The organism is Chitinophaga costaii, assembly GCF_900094705.1.
In the GTDB taxonomy this organism is placed as follows: domain Bacteria; phylum Bacteroidota; class Bacteroidia; order Chitinophagales; family Chitinophagaceae; genus Chitinophaga; species Chitinophaga costaii.
This window is the reverse complement of the sequence record NZ_FMAR01000006.1, coordinates 69,778-88,710: the sequence shown is the minus strand read 5'-3', so window position 1 is coordinate 88,710 and position 18,933 is coordinate 69,778. Positions and strand designations below refer to the sequence as shown.

Genomic DNA, 18,933 nt, shown 5'->3' with positions numbered 1-18,933 from the left:
AATCTGCCATCTTGCGAAGGGCAGGCCGGCAGGGGCCTGGTATTAAAAAATACTATGAATTTTGCAGATTACGTGGTTATAATAAATGATGCGCTGTGGCAGCCTTGATCAGTGCTGCTGCATTCTTGACTCCAAATTTTTGCATCAGATTTTTGCGATGGGTTTCTATCGTAAGTACGCTAAGGGAAAGCAATTCCGCAATTTCGTTGTTCGTTTTACCATCGGCGATCAGGTGTAGCAACTGGCGTTCCCGTTTGGTGAGTGGAGGAAGAGTATTCAAGTCGGTAGGTGTAACGTGGGCCATGATTTGTTTTACTTCGCTACTAAAAGTAATCTGCCCATTAACAGCATCGGAAATGCAGGTCATTAGTTCCCCTGCGCTTATGTTTTTGAGCAAATACCCGCTGGCGCCACTTTGTAGCATTTTAAAAATCATAATCCGCTCACTATGGTTACTGAAAGCCAGCACACAGGTGGTGGGAAAGCGTTGTTTTATTTTTTTACACAATGCCACGCCATGTATATCTGGCAACGCAATGTCGAGCAATACAATTTGCACGGGCTTTTTTTCCAGGAAAGCCAGGAAGTCTGCCCCGGTTGCAAAACTACCGGCAATGTATATACGTGGATTATCCTTCAGTAAGGTTTGCAGTCCATGCAGGATCACTGGGTGATCGTCTACAATGGCCAGTGAAATTTTCTCATTATCCTGCCACATCAAGTTCTATATTTATGGTGGTGCCTTCGTTTACGGCGGCTTCTATATCCATCCTTCCATTGAGAAAGCGTACACGTTTTTGAATGTTGGTAAGCCCAATGCCCTTACTTTGTACAATTTGACCTTTATCGAAACCCCTGCCATTGTCTTCCACGGTAATGAAAAAAGTATCTTCATTTTGCGAACACTGTACTACTACGCTGGATGCTTGCGCGTGTCGCAAGGCGTTCGACAATGTTTCCTGTACGATACGGTAAATGGTAAGCTGGGTAGATTTATTCAGTTGTTCTTTGATGCCGAAAGGTTGGAAAGATATTTTCAATTGGTCTGTTTCCAAAGATTCACAGAGTTCTTTCAAGGCAATACTCAAGCCGTAGTGCAACAACGATTCGGGCATCATGTTATGGGCAATGCGGCGGAGTTCTGTGGAAGAATGGTCTAGTTGCAAGAGGATTTTCTGCAAGGCCGGTTCTGTGGCCAGTGTAGACAGGTTAAGTTTTATGCTGGCCAGCATGCCTCCCAGTCCGTCGTGCAGGTCACGGGCCACGCGCTCCCGCTCGTTTTCTTCGCCTTGCAGCAAGGCTTGACCTACTTGTATTTGGCGCTGTTGTTCGGTTTCCCGCAGTTGCTGCTGGTAGTTCAGGGCTGTTTGTGCGGCCAGTTTTTTATGGTTGCGGTAGAAAAGCCAGCCAAAGGCTGTTATTACCAATAGCAAGGCAGCGGCAATGCCCAGCAGTAAGTTGAGCAGGCGGGTATAGTGTGCCACCTGTGCGGCTTTTTCATTAGCGGCCTGTAAGGTGGCTATTTTTTGTTCGTTTTGTGCGGCGTGGTATTTAATCTCCAGTTCCTGGATGTTGCTTTGCAGCTTGCGTTCCTGCAGGCTGTCGCTTAGCTGGCCATATTTCACCAGCCAGTTGTAGGCTGCGCGCATGTTGCCCAGGCTGGCATTGACGGTCGCCATTTCCTGGTACACTGTTTTACGATTGTTTACATCGGCTGTGAGGGTACCCTCCTGTAAAATGTCTGTTAGCAGGTTCCTGGCCGCGGCATACTGGTGAGATTCCTGTAAAATATTGTATTTACGAAATACCAGCATTTGTAATAGCTGCTGCTGTTGCAGGGTTTTGGCCATAGCGATGCCTTTATTGAGGCTGGCCATGGCTTTGCCAAATTCATTTACCGTGGTATAGTATAGCGATTCGTTATAATAATAATTGGGATAGTTCACCGATGCTGGATAAGGAGCCAGTAGTTGTTGTGCTTTATCGAGATACACTTTGGCTTTCGCCGGCTTTTTGCTATAGATCGAGTTGCTGATAGCTGCGAAGTAGGCAAATAGTAAATTAGGCGAGTTAGGGTGCTTGCTTTCCAGCAGGTCCAGCGCCTTATTATTGTACACTTCCGCCTTGTCGAACCGGGCGTTATACATGAAGAGGGTAGCCAGTTGGGTGTAATACAGTGCAATTTTTTCATCATTGCCCGCCTTTTCTGCGAGGGGGATCGCTTTATTGAGCCAGGTATCAATTACGAAGTCGTCTCCCTTTTCGTTGCGCACCATAATGCCGTAATTAAACCAGGACATGGAGCGGAAAAGGTTCCCTTCCTGGGTGTTAAAAGGAGTCAGGGCCTCCTGTGCCTTCAGAAATGCGGCCGCGGCTTTGGCTGGATTGGAATTAAAATAAAATTGTCCTTCGTAAAAGTCGCGGAGTGCAGATGGCAAAGGATAAGGGGCTGCCAGCCGCTTTCCTTGGTCAAGGTAGGCCCGGGCCTGCACGGTGTCTTTGCCTCGCCAGTATTCGGCCAATTGGTAATCTACGCGGGATTTAGTGCTATCTGAAGTAGTGGCGCGCAGTATTGAAAGCAGGCTATCGGTGTATCGGGTTTCGTTGAGCGGTAGCGATAATTGCGCTTTAATCTTAAATGCTATACCCAGGCACAGTACCAATAAGTAAATCGATCGGGTCATATGGTTAAATTAGTTAGTCTCCTGAGAACCTGGTCGCTCAGGGTCACTGCATTGGTTCGTAATCCTCTCCATTTTCGGTTTTCGCTGGAAAAATACCAGTATATAGGTAGGTAAAAATACCGGGATACTGGTATTGTTACCACGCTCCTGTCCCGGTAAATTTGCAGCAATTCTATAATATTTAGGCCGTATCACCAAAAAATTACGATAATATGAAACGTTTACTGTATGCATTGCTGGCTATTGCGGCATTTACCGGTTGTTCCAAAGATCATGATAATACTAGTACTCCTTCCAAAGAATGTATGGCAGATAAGTTACAACTCACCTATGCCTCTACGGATGATGTACCTAGCCTGCACACGGTAATCATAACGTTTGATGTAAAAAATACGGGCTCTAAAAAATATGATGTGGGTGCCGGCTCTACCGCGGTATACGTGAAACTGGAGGCTACTACCACGAATGGTAAGACCTACAGTGGCGATGACATTCTTACGGTAACTAGCCTCGATGCTGGTGCTACGGCTTCTGCCTCTGCGATCGTAGATTATGGTGCTGGCAATGCGTATAAAAGTTATAAAGTGGTAGAAGTATATTGCAAATAAATATTGTTCTTTTGCAAGAAGATAATGTAGCTATGAAAAAAAGATGGATTATTACAATATTGGGGTGCCTATTATTGGTAGGTACTGAAATACGTGCCCAATATGTGCAACCCGAAAGAGATGATACCATCCGGTTGTTTGCTAAAACACCTTTCGACTCACTGGCCGCAAAACAGGCGCTGGCAGAAGGTACTGGCACTATTAAAGGGGTGGCCTTTACAAGGCCGCTTGGGGCATATAAAATTCCATCCGGCAAGCGCATATATGCTAATAGGATTAAAATAATGTTATTTCCTGTAACGCCTTACCTGTTGGAATACCTGGACCTTAAGAAGAAGGAAAATCCCAGCAAGCTGAAGTTCGCTTACATTTCGCCTGAAGCCTGGCACTACCGGATAGACGCTATTACGAATAGCGACGGCGAATTTACTTTTCCAAAGATGAAGCCCGGAAAATACTACCTGGAAGGGCTGTTAAAATGGAACAGCAGCGGATCCTACGACCGTTACACTGGCAGCGGATACAGTAATTACAATACCACGGACTATTATTCCCGGGAATATTATTCTATAAACCATGCTTCCTTACTCAAAAAGTTTGTGGAAGTGAGCAAAGATGGCGAGATCGTGGAGGTAAAGCTGAAGTAAATCCCAGGCCCATCTATTTTCGCAAGACTAGTCTTAACTTTAGAACAATAAAAACGATCCGGTAAAATGTGAATTTTACCGGATCTCCTTTTTTAGGGGAGGCTCCTAAAATGACAGACTTTTTCAGTGCCCTCCATCCTGGCAGGTTTTTTTTGTTTGTGCCTGCCCTGCTGGTTGAATTTACCAGCGTACTACGGCCTTATCGCTGGTTATATAGCTTACGCAGGTGAGGATGAGTCCTTCTTTTATTTCGGCATCGGTCAATACTTCGTTCACCGCCATATACACTTTTCCCTCCGTGCATGCTGCTGTGCAGGAGCCGCATACGCCGCCCTTGCAACTGTAGGGCAGGTGCAGGCCATGCATTTGGGCGGCATGCAGCAGGGTATCATTGCCGGGTACTTGCAGCGTATGTGCCTGCCCGTTATAGTGTAATACCACTTCTTTTGGGGAAGGATCTTGGGGAATGGCGGCGTGTGCCCGTTTGGCCTCCGTATTTACCACAAAGTTTTCTTTGTGCAGCCGGTCGGCGTTAAAGCCCATGAAGATCAGGGTAAGCTGTATCATGCGCATATAGTCTGGCGGGCCGCAGAAATAAAAATGGGCCAGGGATCTTGCGTAGTGAAGGCGGGTATTGATCAGTGGTTCCAGTACTATATTGCTCAGCCGGCGATACACCGGCATCTCGTGCGAATCGCCACTGCTATAAAAATGAATCAGTGTAAATGTGCGCGGGTATTGGGTTTTCAGCCGGTCCAGCCCTTCCCGGAAGATGGCGGTTTGTGGGGAGGTGTTGCTATAAAGCATGGTTACCTTTGCGGTAGGCTCCTCTTTCAGAATAAATTTTAATAAAGAATATACCGGTGAAATGCCACTACCTGCGGCCAGCAGGAAAATGTCGCGGGGCGTTGTTTGCAGTTCGTGGGTAAAGCGGCCGCTGGGCAACAGGGAGGTCACTACATCGCCTACTTGCCAGGTATGCAGGATGTGACGGGATATTTCTCCATTCTGTTTCCTGCGAACCGTGATAGCGGGAGTTTTATCGATGCCGGGTGCACTACTGAGGGAGTAGGAGCGTCGAAACTCAATGCCGTGCAGGGTAATCAGAAAAGTGAGAAACTGACCTGCCTTGTAGTCGATGGCCTTCCCGGAGATGGTTTCCAACAGGTACGTGTTAGTGTCTTCCGTTTCCCGGATAATGTGGGTGATGCGTAGCGTAAGATAAAGATCCGTCATAAATACAGCGTACAAAAAAATGGTCAGTGACCGTTGGGATCGCTGACCAATTGTATAGCGGTGGCCGTCATCGCTAGGCGACTACGGTAATTTTATTTTTCATCATTTCCATCACGGTATGGGCGATGCCTTTTGCATCAAAGCCGCACTCTCGGTATAGTTCCGAAGGCTTGCCATGCTCCACAATGCGGTCGGGGATACCCATTATTTTTATATCGGCTTTATACCCATGCCGGGCCATGAACTCCAGGATAGCGCTGCCGAAGCCGCCGGCTACGGTGCCATCTTCCACGGTGATCACTTTTTCGAACTGGCGGAACACCTCGTGCAGCAAGGCTTCATCGAGTGGTTTTACAAAGCGCATATCGTAGTGGGCAGGTTGCAGACCATCAATTACCAATTGTTTGATGGCATCGGTCACAAAATTGCCCGGGTGGCCAATGGAGAGGATGGCAATGTCTTTACCCTCGCGTATTTTGCGGCCGGTACCAACGGGGATCGCTTTAAACGGCCTGCGCCAGTCGGGCATTACGCCTTGGCCACGGGGGTAGCGGATCACGAAGGGCAGCTTATTGCTTTCCAGTTGGGCGGTGTACATCAGGTTGCGAAGTTCCTCTTCATTCATCGGTGCGCTGATGATCAGGTTTGGAATACCGCGCAGGTAGGCAATGTCGTAGGCACCATGGTGGGTAGGTCCGTCTTCGCCCACCAGGCCTGCGCGGTCCAGGCACAGGATTACAGGCAGTTGCTGGATGGCCACATCATGTACGGCCTGATCAAAGGCACGTTGCATGAAAGACGAATAAATATTGCAGAACACCCGCATACCCTGGGTAGCCAGGCCGGCGGAGAGGGTTACGGCATGTTGTTCGCAGATGCCCACATCGAAGGCGCGGTCCGGCATTTTTTCCATCATGAATTTCAGGCTGGAGCCGGAGGGCATGGCGGGCGTAACGCCCAGCACGCGATCATTGGCGGCTGCCAGTTCAATAATGGTTTCGCCAAAAACATCCTGGTATTTGGGCGGCTCGGGGGCGTTTACTGGTTTTTTGTATATCTCGCCGGTAATCTTATCGAACAGGCCTGGGGCATGCCACAGGGTCTGGTCTTTTTCGGCCAGCGCATAACCTTTGCCCTTCGTGGTTACGATGTGCAGCAGCTTGGGGCCGGGAATATCTTTCAAGTCTTGCAGGGTATCCACCAGTTTGGTGATGTTATGCCCGTCTATAGGACCAAAGTAGCGGAGTTTTAATGCTTCAAACAGGTTGCTGGAGCGGGTTACCACGCCTTTCACGCTGGCTTCCAATTTGGAGGCCATATCGCGGGTGAAGCGTTTGCCCACCGGCATCTTGCCGAGCAGGTTCCAAACGTCGTCGCGCAGCTTATTGTAGGTGGGCGAGGTGGTGATGTCGGTTAAATATTCTTTGAGCGCGCCCACGTTAGGATCTATGGACATGCAGTTATCGTTCAGGATAATCAGCACATTGGCATTGGCCACGCCGGCATGATTGAGGGCTTCGAAGGCCATCCCTGCGGTCATGGAGCCATCGCCGATCACGGCAATGTGCTGGCGCTCGTGTTCGCCTTTGAGTTTGGAGGCGATAGCCATGCCCAGGGCGGCGGAGATAGAGGTAGAGGAATGTCCCACTCCGAAGGTATCGTAAGGGCTTTCGTCGCGTTTGGGAAAACCGCTAATGCCTTTGTACTTACGGTTGGTGTGAAAAATATCGCGGCGACCAGTAAGTATTTTATGACCATAAGCCTGGTGGCCTACGTCCCAAACAAGCTGGTCGTAAGGGGTATTAAAAACATAATGCAAGGCCACAGACAGTTCTACCACGCCTAGGCTGGCGGCAAAGTGGCCGCCATGTACGCTCACAACATCGATAATATATTGACGCAGCTCTTCACAAACCTGGTATAACTTTTCTTTATCAATTTTCCGCAGATCGCTGGGGTCATCTATATGGCGCAATAACTGGCCGGCCGTAATGTCCATAGACGGGTACTGTTTTAGCAGTAAAAATACGCATTTTACGGGGAAATGTGCCGTTGGATTAGTCATTTCCGGGGGGATCTCCCATTTGTTTAAGGGGATTGCCGGAGGTATTGGGCCTAGTGGGAGCAGGTCTATCCTGAAAGCGGGAAACCTGGGTTCAGTGGCCACCTTACTGCTGCTGGCCGATAATATCAGATGAGCGCGGCGCTTTGAGATATTTTAACCGGGCGGCCTTCCCCACAACCATTCATAAAAATTGACGGCTGAAGGGCCAGCCCCTGCGGTATTTTTGAAATAGTATGTAGCTTAGTAATTTTAAAGGAATGTTCAAAAAAATATCGAAATACTGGTGGTGCCAGCTCCTGGGGTGGTCTACCTATTTCATCATTAATGTGTTCCTGGCTTACTCTTTTATGGGCAAGGTGGAGCATAGCGATGTGATAAACTTGATTTATGTAATTATATTTGGTTTGGCGGGCACTCATTTATACCGGCTCATCATTCGTCGTAATAACTGGGTACAATATGGTTTCGATCATCTGATCATCCTGTTTTTTGCCGGCGTGGTGGGGATAGGGGTTTTCATGGCATTGGGCATCTACCTTTTTTCCTACCCGGGAGATTTCTTGGGTTTTATTTCGCAGGAAGGGCTTAAAAACCTAATGAGTACCATGGCCATCAGTACTACCTGGCTGCTTATTTATTTTGCCTGGCATTATATTGAGCGTAATCGTAATAGCCAGGTGAACCAACTGAAGCTGGAAAGTACGGTGAAAGAGCTGGAACTTAAGACGATTAAGGCGCAATTGAATCCGCATTTTATTTTTAATGCACTCAATAGCATACGGGCGCTGGTAGACGAAAACCCCCAGCGGGCGCGTACGGCCATTACAGAACTGTCTAACATTTTGCGCAGTTCTATGGCCACGGAAAAAGTGGAAACGGTAAGCCTGGAGGACGAGTTAAATATTGTAAAGGATTACCTGGCTTTGGAAACCATCCGTTTTGAGGAAAGGCTGAAAGTACAATATCTCATAGATCCGGCCACGCTGGAGCTACCCATACCGCCCATGATGCTGCAAACCCTGGTGGAAAACGCTATCAAACACGGCATTTCCCGGCAGATACACGGCGGCGAAGTGGTAATTACCTCCTCGGTGCATGAATTGCAGCATGTGCTTATTATTCGGAATACGGGCCAGTTGCACCCAACAGACCATAGCGAGGGCCATGGTTTTGGTTTGCAAAGTACCCGTCAGCGCCTCAGCCTTTTATTTGGCAGCCGCGCCTCTTTTAGTATTTATAATAAAGACACCGCCCATGTGGAAGCCCGTGTGCAGATGCCGGTAGTCTGATGAAACGAAACATAAACATGTATTACGGAACCATGCAGCGTCAACGCGCTATCTTACAATCATCAACCAAACGCATATGAAAAAAGCATTGATCATCGATGATGAACGACTGGCCAGAAGCGAGCTAAAGAAGTTATTGGCCGACCATCCGGAAATTCTGGTAGTGGGAGAGGCGGTAAATGCGAAGGATGGCCTGGAAAAGATCGAAGCCCTGCGCCCCGACCTGCTTTTCCTGGATATACAAATGCCCGACCAGACGGGTTTTGATTTGTTGGCAGAATTGGAACGTACCCCGCAGGTAATTTTCATTACGGCTTATGATGAACATGCTCTCAAAGCATTTGAATACAACGCGCTGGATTATCTCCTGAAACCGGTAGAACCCAAACGCCTGGCGGATGCCATTCACAAACTGCACCAGCAGGACGAGAAGGAGCGCTTGGCTGTAGCCGGGGGGCTGCGCAATATACTGTCGGAAAACGACCAGGTTTTTGTGAAGGATGGAGACCGCTGTTGGTTTGTAAAATTGCAGGAAATCCGACTTTTTGAAAGCGTGGGTAACTACGCGCGGGTGTATTTTGAGGGCAACAAACCCCTCATCCTTAAATCCCTGAACGCCCTGGAAGAGCGGCTGGACGAGCGTACTTTTTTCCGGGCCAACCGTAAGCATATTGTAAACCTGCGCATGATTGAAAAGATAGACACCTACTTTAATGGAGGCTTGTTGCTGGAAATGCGGGGGGGGGAAAAAATTGAAGTGAGCCGTAGGCAGGCCGTGAAGTTTAAGGAGATGATGAGTTTGTGAGCCATGCGATAAGGTGCCAAATACCAGCGTACAGGTGGCCCAGCAGCTGGCAGGCTGATAAATAATGATAACACAATGGGAAGTACAATACATGAAAATGCCGGCCTGATGCCGGCATTTTTTTTCTTTTTATAAGCAGTGCTTAAGATTTTTTAGTTTCCTTAGCCCAGGTGTCTTTCAGCGTAACAATCCGGTTGAACACCAATTTTTCAGGGGAGGAATCCACGTCTACTGTGAAATATCCTTTGCGTAGAAACTGAAAACGATCGCCTGCCCTGGCTTTGGTAAGGGCAGGTTCTATTAGGGCATTTTCCACTACCTGCAAGGAGTCGGGATTCAGAAAAGATTTGAAATCGCCCTCTTCATTGCCTGGCTCGGCTACGCTAAAGAGGCGGTCGTACAAGCGCACCTCGGCCTGATGGGCGTGGGCGGCGCTCACCCAGTGGATAGTGCCTTTTACGCTAAGGCCGCTGGTATCATTGCCGCTTTTGCTTTCGGGCAGGTAACGGCAGAAGATGGTAGTGATATTGCCACTGGCGTCTTTTTCAAACGTTTCACATTGCACTACATAGGCATATTTCAGGCGTACGGCCAAGCCGGGACCCAGGCGGAAGAACTTCTTCGCCGGTACCTCCATAAAATCTTCACGCTCAATGTAGAGAGTATTGCTGAACGGTACCTCACGGGTACCGCTATTTTCTTCCTCCGGATTGTTTTCCGCTTGCAATATTTCCACCTTGTCGGCTGGATAGTTGGTGATAACTACTTTCACCGGGTCCAGCACAGCCATCACGCGGGGAGCGGTTTTGTTCAGCTCTTCGCGGATACAAAATTCCAGCAGGGAAAAATCGATCAGGTTATCACGTTTCTGCACGCCAATACGCTCGCAGAACATGCGTACGCTGGCCGGGGTAAAACCACGGCGGCGCAGGCCGCTGATGGTAGGCATGCGGGGATCGTCCCAGCCCCGCACATGTCCTTCCTGTACAAGCTGAATGAGCTTGCGCTTGCTCATGATGGTATAGCTCATGTTCAGGCGAGCAAATTCGTATTGATGGGAAGGGAAGATACCCAGTTGCGCGATGAACCAGTCGTATAGCGGACGGTGGGGAATAAATTCCAGGGTGCAAATAGAGTGGGTGATTTGCTCAATGCTATCACTTTGCCCATGAGCAAAGTCATACATGGGGTAAATACACCAGGCATCGCCGGTGCGGTGGTGATGCGCGTGTTTAATGCGATACATCAGCGGATCGCGCAGGTGCATATTGGGCGAGGCCAGGTCGCCTTTAGCGCGGAGTACCTTTTCGCCATCCTTAAATTCGCCTTTACGCATGCGGGCAAAGAGATCCAGGTTGTCGGCAATGCTGCGGCTGCGTGCCGGTGTGGGCGTGCCGGGTACGGTGGGCGAACCTTTGGCGGCGGCAATTTGCTCGGGCGTGGCCTCGTCTACATAAGCCAGGTCTTTTTCGATCAATTGCACGGCAAACTGGTATAATTGCTCAAAATAATCGGAGGCATATAATTCCTGCGCCCATTCAAAGCCCAGCCATTTAATATCTTCTTTAATGGAATCCACATACTCTACATCTTCCTTCACCGGGTTGGTATCATCGAAACGCAGGTTGGTTTTGCCACCATATTTCTGGGCCAGTGAAAAGTTCAGGCAGATGGATTTGGCGTGGCCAATGTGCAGGTAGCCATTGGGTTCCGGTGGAAAGCGGGTGAGTACACGGCCCCCATGGGTGCCGGCAGCAATGTCTTCTTCTATGATTTGTTCTATAAAATTGAGGGATCTCTCTTCGCTCATATATTTTTTATGTGGTACTACGGATGGTGCGTTTTAAGAAAGCCAAAGGTAATGTTTTCGGCCTTCTGCGGGGCGTTTTTGGCATCAAAAACCTACATTTACAATCTAACAAGCCAATCAGCATGTCTATTCAACAACAACGGCCGGTACGGGTACTGGTTGCCAAAGTAGGCCTGGATGGCCACGACCGGGGCGCCAAAGTGATAGCGGCGGCCCTGCGCGATGCCGGGATAGAAGTGATCTATACCGGCCTTCGCCAAACGCCCGAGATGGTGGTGAATGCTGCGTTACAGGAAGACGTAGATGCCATTGGCATTAGTATTCTCTCCGGCGCTCACATGACTGTTTTTCCAAAAGTAATTCAGTGCATGAAAGAAAAGGGGCTAGACGATGTATTACTTACCGGGGGCGGCATCATCCCCGAAAATGATATGCAAACGCTGCGGCAAATGGGCGTTGGCAAACTGTTCCCCCCTGGCACCGATACCCACGATATAGCAGATTATATTGCTGGCTGGGTGAGGGAACACCGGAATTTTTAGGAAAGCTGAAACTTTTTCCAGGTTGGTGCGTCTTTAATATACAATCCAACCTCCAGTTTATGAAACACATTCATCCACTGTATTATTTCTTTTTCCTGTTATTCCCCCTGGCCGGCAAAGCGCAGGATGATACAACGAGGTACCGCCGCGACAGCGTACATTTCCATTGGAAAGAAATGGCCGCCCAACATTACCCCAGTGATCATAAAGGCGTGTATCCCTCTTGGGGTGGTGATGGTCCCCTGTTATCCTTCGGCAGCATAAAATATGATGGCGACCATGTGCGCAATATTCCCCGCTTTACCTTTTTCTTTAACGTAGGCACCAATTTCAATTATGACATCAATAAGAACTTTGGCGTTTTTACGGGGCTAAACCTGCGTAACATAGGTCTCATTACCAAAGACAACGACTCGCTGAAATTAAAGCGCCGCCTCTACACCCTGGGCATTCCTATTGGATTGAAGGTGGGGGATGTGCGCCATGGCAGCATTTTCTTCTTTGCCGGCGGCGAGTACGACCTGGCGCTTAATTATAAAGAAAAGCAATTTATAGACGGCGATAAGCGCCATAAATTTAGCCAGTGGTTTAGCGACCGTACCCCTTTATTGCTGCCCAGTGTGTTTGCCGGCATCCGCGTTCATCCCGGTATAGGGCTGAAGGTGCAATACTTTCTTACCGACTTTTTCAATAAGGATTTTCATGAAACGGTGGATGGCCTGAAGACCTACCCCTATGCGCAAACGCAGAGTAAAATGTTTTTCGTTACTTTAAGTTATGATTTCGGCAAGGTGGATTATGGCGACGAGTTCAAAGATGAACATGCGAGACATCACCATCACCGACGTTCATTTCAAGGAGCTAATTACTAAACTACGCAGGCCGGCGCATGGTGTGCATATGGGACCTGCGGGAAAAACCGTACTGCCATGTATGCAACACTGAATACCCAACTTACGGAGGGAACCTACCTCATCACGATTAACCGGCCTGATAAAATGAATGCGCTGAACCAGCAGGTACTGGCCGACCTGGCGCTGGCAGTAGACGAAGTGTACAGTAATGCCGGCATTCAAAGTGCTATCATTACCGGAGCGGGAGAAAAGGCCTTTGTAGCCGGGGCCGATATCTCCGAATTTCTTTCGCTGACGCCCACTCAGGGCGCCGACCTGGCCCAAAAAGGGCAGGTAATTTTCCAGCGTATAGCAGATAGTCCCAAACCTATTGTGGCCGCCGTAAATGGCTTTGCCCTGGGCGGGGGCTGCGAGCTGGCCATGGCATGCCATTTCCGCGTAGCCAGCGAAAAGGCGAAGTTTGGTCAGCCGGAAGTGAACCTGGGCCTTATTCCCGGTTATGGCGGCACCCAGCGGCTTACTCAGCTTATTGGCCGGGGCAAAGCCATAGAACTCATGCTTACCGCAGATATGTTGCCTGCCGCAGAGGCCCTCTCCTGGGGCCTGGTGAACCATGTGGTGGCACCCGACACGCTGTTGTCTTTTACCCAGGCTTTATTGCAGAAAATACACGCCAAAGCCCCGCTGGCTGTAGGAAGTGTGATCCAGTGCGTCAATGCCGCCCTGGATAAAAACGTAGATGGCTTTGCGTTTGAAATTAATGCCTTCAGCGAATGCTTTGCTACGAAAGACTTACAGGAGGGCGCACAGGCCTTTCTGGAAAAAAGACCGGCCAAATTTACCGGGGCCTGATATGGTAAAATATCAGATTTCTTCTAAGCATTTCCCCCTAACTTTGGCACACAAAAAATTAAGATATGGACTTCAGAATAGAGAAAGACACGATGGGCGAAGTACACGTGCCGGTAGACGCTTACTACGGCGCACAGACACAGCGCTCTATTGAAAATTTCAAAATTGCACAGGACATTAATCGCATGCCCAAAGAGATTATCCGCGCATTTGCCTACCTCAAGAAAGCTGCGGCCCTCACCAACGTGGATGCTGGCGTACTGTCTAAGGAAAAGTCAGATCTGATAGGCCGCGTTTGCGATGAGATACTCGATGGCAAACTGGATAAAGAGTTTCCACTGGTTGTATGGCAAACTGGTAGCGGCACCCAGTCTAACATGAATGTGAATGAAGTAGTGGCCTACCGCGCCCACGTGATCAATGGCGGTAAGCTCACGGATAAAGACAAAGTAATTCATCCGAATGACGACGTTAATAAATCACAATCTTCCAACGATACTTTTCCAACTGCCATGCACATTGCGGCGTATAAAATGCTGGTGGAAGTAACTATTCCGGGCATTACCAAACTGCGGAATACGCTGGCGGAAAAAGCGAAGCAATACATGCACGTGGTGAAGATAGGCCGTACCCACTTCATGGACGCCACGCCTCTCACCGTGGGCCAGGAACTGAGCGGGTATGTATCGCAACTGGATCATGGCCTGCGTGCCATCCAGCACACCCTGGACCACCTGAGCGAACTGGCGCTGGGCGGTACTGCCGTGGGTACGGGTATTAACACGCCTAAAGGGTATGCAGCCAATGTTGCCAAGCAAATTGCCGCTCTCACCGGCCTTCCTTTCCGTACGGCAGACAATAAATTTGAAGCCCTGGCTGCACACGATGCCATCGTGGAAACACATGGCGCACTGAAAACCGTGGCCGTGAGCCTCATGAAAATTGCCAACGACATCCGTATGCTCAGCTCTGGTCCACGGGCAGGCATCGGCGAATTTTTTATACCCGATAATGAACCCGGTTCTTCCATCATGCCGGGCAAGGTAAATCCTACCCAGTGCGAGGCCCTCACAATGATTGCCGCACAGGTTTTAGGCAACGACGTAACCATTAACATCGGTGGCGCTACCGGCCATTTTGAGCTCAATGTGTTTAAGCCGGTGATGATTTACAACTTCCTGCACTCCGCCCGCCTCATTGGCGAAGGTTGCGTAAGCTTTAACGACAAATGCGCTGTGGGCCTGGCTCCTATAGAGGCTAATATTAAGAAACATGTAGACAATTCCCTGATGTTAGTAACAGCGCTAAACACGAAGATTGGTTACTACAAAGCCGCCGAAATAGCACAGAAAGCTCACAAAGAAGGCACTACCCTTAAAGAAATGGCAGTGAAACTGGGCTATGTTACTCCGGAAGAATTTGATCAGGTAGTTGATCCGAAAACGATGGTAGGGGAAATTTAAAAGGCGGGCTGTTTGCATCATTCGGATGCTTAATACCGGCAGTATTACCAAAGCTAACGGTAAGGGATACACGAAGTGATGTAAATATAGGCCTGCTAATGAATAACACTACCGCCCAATAGCGAAAACCCTCCAAGAAATGTTGTAACATCTCTGGAGGGTTTTTTTAATCAGACCTTGGTTGAGGAAGTTAATCTTTTTTCTTCTTCTTGAACATGCCGTCATAAGTAATAGTGGCATAGTACAGCCCGCGGATAGTAGGCCCGCCCACATACTGGAAGTACGCAGCGTTAAGGATATTGGATCCGCCAATTTTGATAGAAGAACTAATATGGGGCAGGCGATAAGTTACCTGCGCATCAAATGTATTGTAGGCCGGCACGTTGCCATTGCCAAAAAGGTTTTGCCAGTAGAACGATTTCTGCCAGTGCCATACTACGTTAAAGCCCAGGTTCGGCACAATGGCTCGATTGCCGAAGCTCACGTTGGTAAAGTATTCCGGCGTATTAAAGCCGGGGATGAGCGCATCGTCTTTTGTTTTATCCTGCACCAGCTTATTGTAGTTCACATTACCACTCAGTGTCCAGCTTTTATCAAACTCATAGGTGAGGGCCAGTGCAAAGCCGTAGTTACTTACGGTGCTGGTGCTGTTGGCCCATACCCGGTAGCGGTCTTGCTGTGATTTGTCCTGCATGGCGGCCAGCAGGGAGCTGTCTAAATGGGTTACGGAACCTGTCTTGGGTACGGTAACGTCCACCTGCCCGATGAAATTTTTATAGCGGCTGTAGTAACCATCAAAGTCAATAAACAGGCGGTTGTCTGCCACTACGCTTTTATAGCCAACTTCATAGGCCTGGATTTGTTCTGGTTTAATGGGGCCCAGGTGCGATTGTTTGAGTATACCTTGATTCTTAACCGCCGCATCTGGTTTACTCAGGTGTTCGTTATTAATGGAGCGGTTTACCGCAGTTGTAAAGGCGTCGGCGGTAGAGGTATAGATGGCGTTCTCGTAATAACCCAGTCCTTTTTCAATAAAGGGTAGCCCACCTACCCGGCGCACCTGGCCATTGTTCACGAAAGAATAGGCTTCAAACAGGGAAGGAAAGCGGAAGCCATTTTGCCAGGACACACGGATGTTATGTTTTTCATTGATGGTATACACGGCGGCCAGGCGGGGATTTACTTTACCGGCAAACTGCTGGCTTTTATCGTAGCGCAGGGACCCGGTGAGTTTCAGCGCATCGCCCAGGAAGGTTTTGGAAATCTGTGCAAACCCTCCATACTTGCCATACCAGATATTTTTACCGCCAGGCTGGTTACGATTGGCCAAGGGACGGCTAAAGTCTACAAAGTTATTGCCATCAGGATATATCTCGAAAGTGCGGTAATCGGCGCCCACAAGGATATCGGCGAACTTAACATACTGACGCAGGTTCCAGATGCCTTCTGCATGATAAAAATGGCTCTTCTGGTACAATGCCGCTCCCCCTGTGGTATCCAGCGGATTTTTGGAAGTAGGGTAAATGTCCCAGTCGTTCACGTGCTGGATAAGGTTCACCTGGCGGTTAAAGGCAGCTGTACCGGGTACAAAGCGGCCTGCATCTGCCGCAGCACGGGCGGCACGGTGGGCTGCGGCCAGGTCGTTGGGATTTTGATCTTCAGCATTGTTCAATGCTTTGAGGTAATCCGATTTCCACTGTGCATCCGGTTTAAAAGACTTTTCCAGGTTGTCTGCCAGGGGATTCATATTGTAGGAATTGCCGGTATTTTCCAACGATACGTAGGCGCGAATGGTAAAATCGGGATGGGTTAATTCTATCTTGTGATTTTGCACAATCACATCGCGCAGGCCAATGCGGTTGCCGCGTTGAAAGAAACCATCCATATCGCCGGCGCGGTAAGCGTAGGATACTTCTATTTTAGGAGTGATCTTGTAATGTAAGGCCACATCGCCTTTAATATTTTTTACATGATAATTACCTGCCAGGTCTTTTTCCCAATAGCCAGTGCGGTGAATATTAAAAGCGCGGTTGTTTTTATCAATGATCTGGATGTTGCTGTTGTCGCCGTATTTATTCCAGGCGTCATTAGCGGGGTTATTGACCCCACTGAGTTCCGGGAAGTCGGGGTTGGAAATGGGTTGCGGGTTAAAATCGCTCCGGTTGTCTGCATACCAGTCCGTGCCCTGCAGGTAACTGAAATCTATTTTGATGGCGATCTTATCGTTCCAAGCTTTGGCAAAACGGAAATTGGTTTCCGTAATGGGTTTGGGACCGTCGCTGCCTTTGCCATCAAAGTGGTTAAAGGCTACTTTCTGCGATACAGCCAGGCCCTGATATACGAAAGGGTTTTTCGTGATCAGGTTAGACATACCATTAATTGCATTCATGCCATAGAGTGCAGAAGAGGCTCCCGGCGTAATTTCTATACTTTGAATATCCAGTTCACTGGGTCCGATGGCGTTGCCCAGGGGTACACCCAATGTAGCCGCCTGGTTATCCACCCCATCTACCAGCTGCATGAACCGGAAGTTGTTTGGCACGTTAAAACCACGGGTGTTAAATACTTTGAAGGTAAGACCGGCAGTAGTCATCTGAACGTTTTTGAGATTGCCGATGGCGTCATAAAATGTAGCAGCAGGCGTTTCTTTTAAAGCACGCATGTCTAATTTTTCGATTGCTACCGGGGAGCGTAGCAGTTTTTCCTGCTGGCGGCTGGCCGATACCACCACTTCGTTCACCAAAAGTGATTGGGTAGAGAGCTGTATGGAGAGTTTATTATTAGGATTACGCACTTCAAAATCCTGGGCTTGATACCCAATGAGGCGGATGCTCAGTTTAAAGGGTGGCTTCACATTGGCCGTCAGGCTAAATCTTCCTGAGCTATCTGTCTGTGCAGCAAAGGAGGTGCCTTTGATAACCACGGTGGCGCCAGGAAGATAGTTGCCCTGGTCGTCGGTAATGCGGCCATCAATAATATAAGATCCGTTCAGTTGCGCATGGAGCAAGCCGGAGAGCAATAAGAAGGGCAAAAAAGCAAAGAAATAGCGTAGTTGTTTATTCATCTTGGTTGAGGGTGTGGTGTTTTTGCGAGGATGTTGCATGTCAGGTAATGGTATTCTTTCTTCAACATCGCTGAAAATGAGGGGTTAGTACAGTTATTTCCATATTAGTCTATAGATTTTGTGGACAAATATAGCCAGGGTATTTCTTTTTTCAAAGCAAAGGGCTGAAAAAAGTGAAATAAGTAAAGATAAAAAAGCCCGGTACGTTGGTGTACCGGGCTTTTTGCTATAGATGTTGCGCGCGTTTTACGCTGTTTGCTCGGGTGTTGCCACCACTGTTTCTTCGGGGGCAGAATCTTTTTTATGGAGCAGCTTTTTCTGGAATAGCAGGATGGCGATCACACCTACAGAAATGCTGGCATCGGCAATGTTAAAGATCGGTGCAAAGAATATAAAATGTTTGCCCCCTGAAAATGGCACCCAGGCGGGCAAGGTATCATCATACAAATGGAAGTATAACATATCTACCACGCGGCCGTGCAGGAAACTTCCATAGCCGCCGCCTTTGGGCAGGAATTGGGCCACCTGGTAATAATTACTATCGGAAAAGAGCATGCCATAGAACATACTGTCTATCAGATTGCCGGCGGCACCGGCCAGTATCAGTGAGCCAAAAATGAGCAGACCATTGCTATAGCTGGATTTCACCAGGTTGCTCATCAGTTTAAAACCCAGCACCACGGCTATCAGGCGAAACAAGGTTAATAGGATTTTGCCGAAGTTACCGCCAAATTCCAGCCCGTAGGCCATGCCTGGATTTTCCAAAAAATGAATACGGAACCAGTTAGGGAAGATGATAAACTCCTGGTCCATACTCATATGTGTCTTTACCCAAAATTTCAATGCCTGGTCTGCAACCAGTACCAACACCACTATCCAGATGACGTGTTTGTATTTCATGCGCCAAAAATATAAAAAAATGCATTAAGTATTAGGTAGTATGTAGGAAGTAAACTGTAAGTAAACCTGGTCTCTGCAAGGATAGGCTGCAATTTTGCGGCATTGATAGATTGC

General features: G+C 48.5%; 15 protein-coding genes. 8 read left to right on the top strand and 7 right to left on the bottom strand.

Annotated features, from left to right (window positions below; translation table 11 throughout):
• Positions 1-76: 76 nt before the first annotated feature.
• A complete protein-coding gene (locus GA0116948_RS10570) occupies positions 77-718 on the bottom strand; it encodes a response regulator (protein ID WP_089711909.1) in 642 nt (213 codons plus the stop codon).
• Positions 705-2,684: a tetratricopeptide repeat-containing sensor histidine kinase gene (locus GA0116948_RS10565; protein WP_089711907.1), complete on the bottom strand. Its 1,980-nt coding sequence runs from the start codon at positions 2,682-2,684 to the stop codon at positions 705-707. Before GA0116948_RS10565 ends, GA0116948_RS10570 begins: the two co-directional genes overlap by 14 nt.
• A gap of 212 nt (positions 2,685-2,896) precedes the next feature.
• On the opposite strand from GA0116948_RS10565, the gene GA0116948_RS10560 reads away from it, so the two are divergent.
• The gene (locus GA0116948_RS10560; RefSeq protein WP_089711905.1) at positions 2,897-3,292 is read left to right on the top strand and encodes a hypothetical protein; all 396 of its coding nucleotides are present in this window, start codon (positions 2,897-2,899) and stop codon (positions 3,290-3,292) included.
• A 32-nt stretch (positions 3,293-3,324) separates the two neighbouring features.
• A complete protein-coding gene (locus tag GA0116948_RS10555; protein WP_089712137.1) occupies positions 3,325-3,939 on the top strand; it encodes a hypothetical protein in 615 nt (204 codons plus the stop codon).
• Positions 3,940-4,119: 180 nt separating this feature from the next.
• Here the strand turns inward: GA0116948_RS10555 and GA0116948_RS10550 are convergent, their stop codons facing one another.
• Positions 4,120-5,175 carry a flavin reductase family protein gene (locus GA0116948_RS10550; protein ID WP_089711903.1) on the bottom strand — a complete coding sequence of 352 codons (1,056 nt, stop codon included), beginning with the start codon at positions 5,173-5,175 and terminating at the stop codon, positions 4,120-4,122.
• Positions 5,176-5,248: 73 nt separating this feature from the next.
• Entirely contained in the window at positions 5,249-7,174 is a 1,926-nt protein-coding gene (gene dxs, locus GA0116948_RS10545) for a 1-deoxy-D-xylulose-5-phosphate synthase (RefSeq protein WP_089711901.1), read from the bottom strand.
• Positions 7,175-7,497: 323 nt separating this feature from the next.
• Between dxs and GA0116948_RS10535 the strand changes: the two genes are divergently transcribed.
• Positions 7,498-8,529, top strand: a complete 1,032-nt coding sequence (locus tag GA0116948_RS10535; RefSeq protein ID WP_089711897.1) for a sensor histidine kinase — start codon at positions 7,498-7,500, stop codon at positions 8,527-8,529.
• A gap of 76 nt (positions 8,530-8,605) precedes the next feature.
• Positions 8,606-9,334, top strand: a complete 729-nt coding sequence (locus GA0116948_RS10530) for a LytR/AlgR family response regulator transcription factor (protein WP_089711895.1) — start codon at positions 8,606-8,608, stop codon at positions 9,332-9,334.
• A gap of 142 nt (positions 9,335-9,476) precedes the next feature.
• On the opposite strand, the gene GA0116948_RS10525 is transcribed toward GA0116948_RS10530, so the two are convergent.
• Positions 9,477-11,144 carry a glutamine--tRNA ligase/YqeY domain fusion protein gene (locus GA0116948_RS10525; RefSeq protein WP_089711892.1) on the bottom strand — a complete coding sequence of 556 codons (1,668 nt, stop codon included), beginning with the start codon at positions 11,142-11,144 and terminating at the stop codon, positions 9,477-9,479.
• Positions 11,145-11,266: 122 nt separating this feature from the next.
• Between GA0116948_RS10525 and GA0116948_RS10520 the strand changes: the two genes are divergently transcribed.
• The 4 genes from GA0116948_RS10520 to fumC all read left to right on the top strand — a co-directional run bounded on the left by GA0116948_RS10520 (position 11,267) and on the right by fumC (position 14,855).
• Positions 11,267-11,686 (top strand): cobalamin B12-binding domain-containing protein, encoded by a 420-nt coding sequence (locus GA0116948_RS10520; RefSeq protein WP_089712135.1) that lies wholly within the window; start codon positions 11,267-11,269, stop codon positions 11,684-11,686.
• A gap of 59 nt (positions 11,687-11,745) precedes the next feature.
• The gene (locus GA0116948_RS10515; RefSeq protein ID WP_089711889.1) at positions 11,746-12,558 is read left to right on the top strand and encodes a hypothetical protein; all 813 of its coding nucleotides are present in this window, start codon (positions 11,746-11,748) and stop codon (positions 12,556-12,558) included.
• 57 nt (positions 12,559-12,615) lie between these two features.
• Entirely contained in the window at positions 12,616-13,392 is a 777-nt protein-coding gene (locus tag GA0116948_RS10510) for an enoyl-CoA hydratase/isomerase family protein (protein WP_089711887.1), read from the top strand.
• A gap of 65 nt (positions 13,393-13,457) precedes the next feature.
• Positions 13,458-14,855 carry a class II fumarate hydratase gene (fumC, locus tag GA0116948_RS10505; RefSeq protein WP_089711885.1) on the top strand — a complete coding sequence of 466 codons (1,398 nt, stop codon included), beginning with the start codon at positions 13,458-13,460 and terminating at the stop codon, positions 14,853-14,855.
• 190 nt (positions 14,856-15,045) lie between these two features.
• On the opposite strand, the gene GA0116948_RS10500 is transcribed toward fumC, so the two are convergent.
• Together GA0116948_RS10500 and GA0116948_RS10495 are read right to left on the bottom strand one after the other, a co-directional pair.
• A complete protein-coding gene (locus GA0116948_RS10500) occupies positions 15,046-17,919 on the bottom strand; it encodes a TonB-dependent receptor (RefSeq protein WP_089712134.1) in 2,874 nt (957 codons plus the stop codon).
• Positions 17,920-18,165: 246 nt separating this feature from the next.
• Positions 18,166-18,819: a lipoprotein signal peptidase gene (locus GA0116948_RS10495; RefSeq protein WP_089711882.1), complete on the bottom strand. Its 654-nt coding sequence runs from the start codon at positions 18,817-18,819 to the stop codon at positions 18,166-18,168.
• Positions 18,820-18,933: the final 114 nt, after the last annotated feature.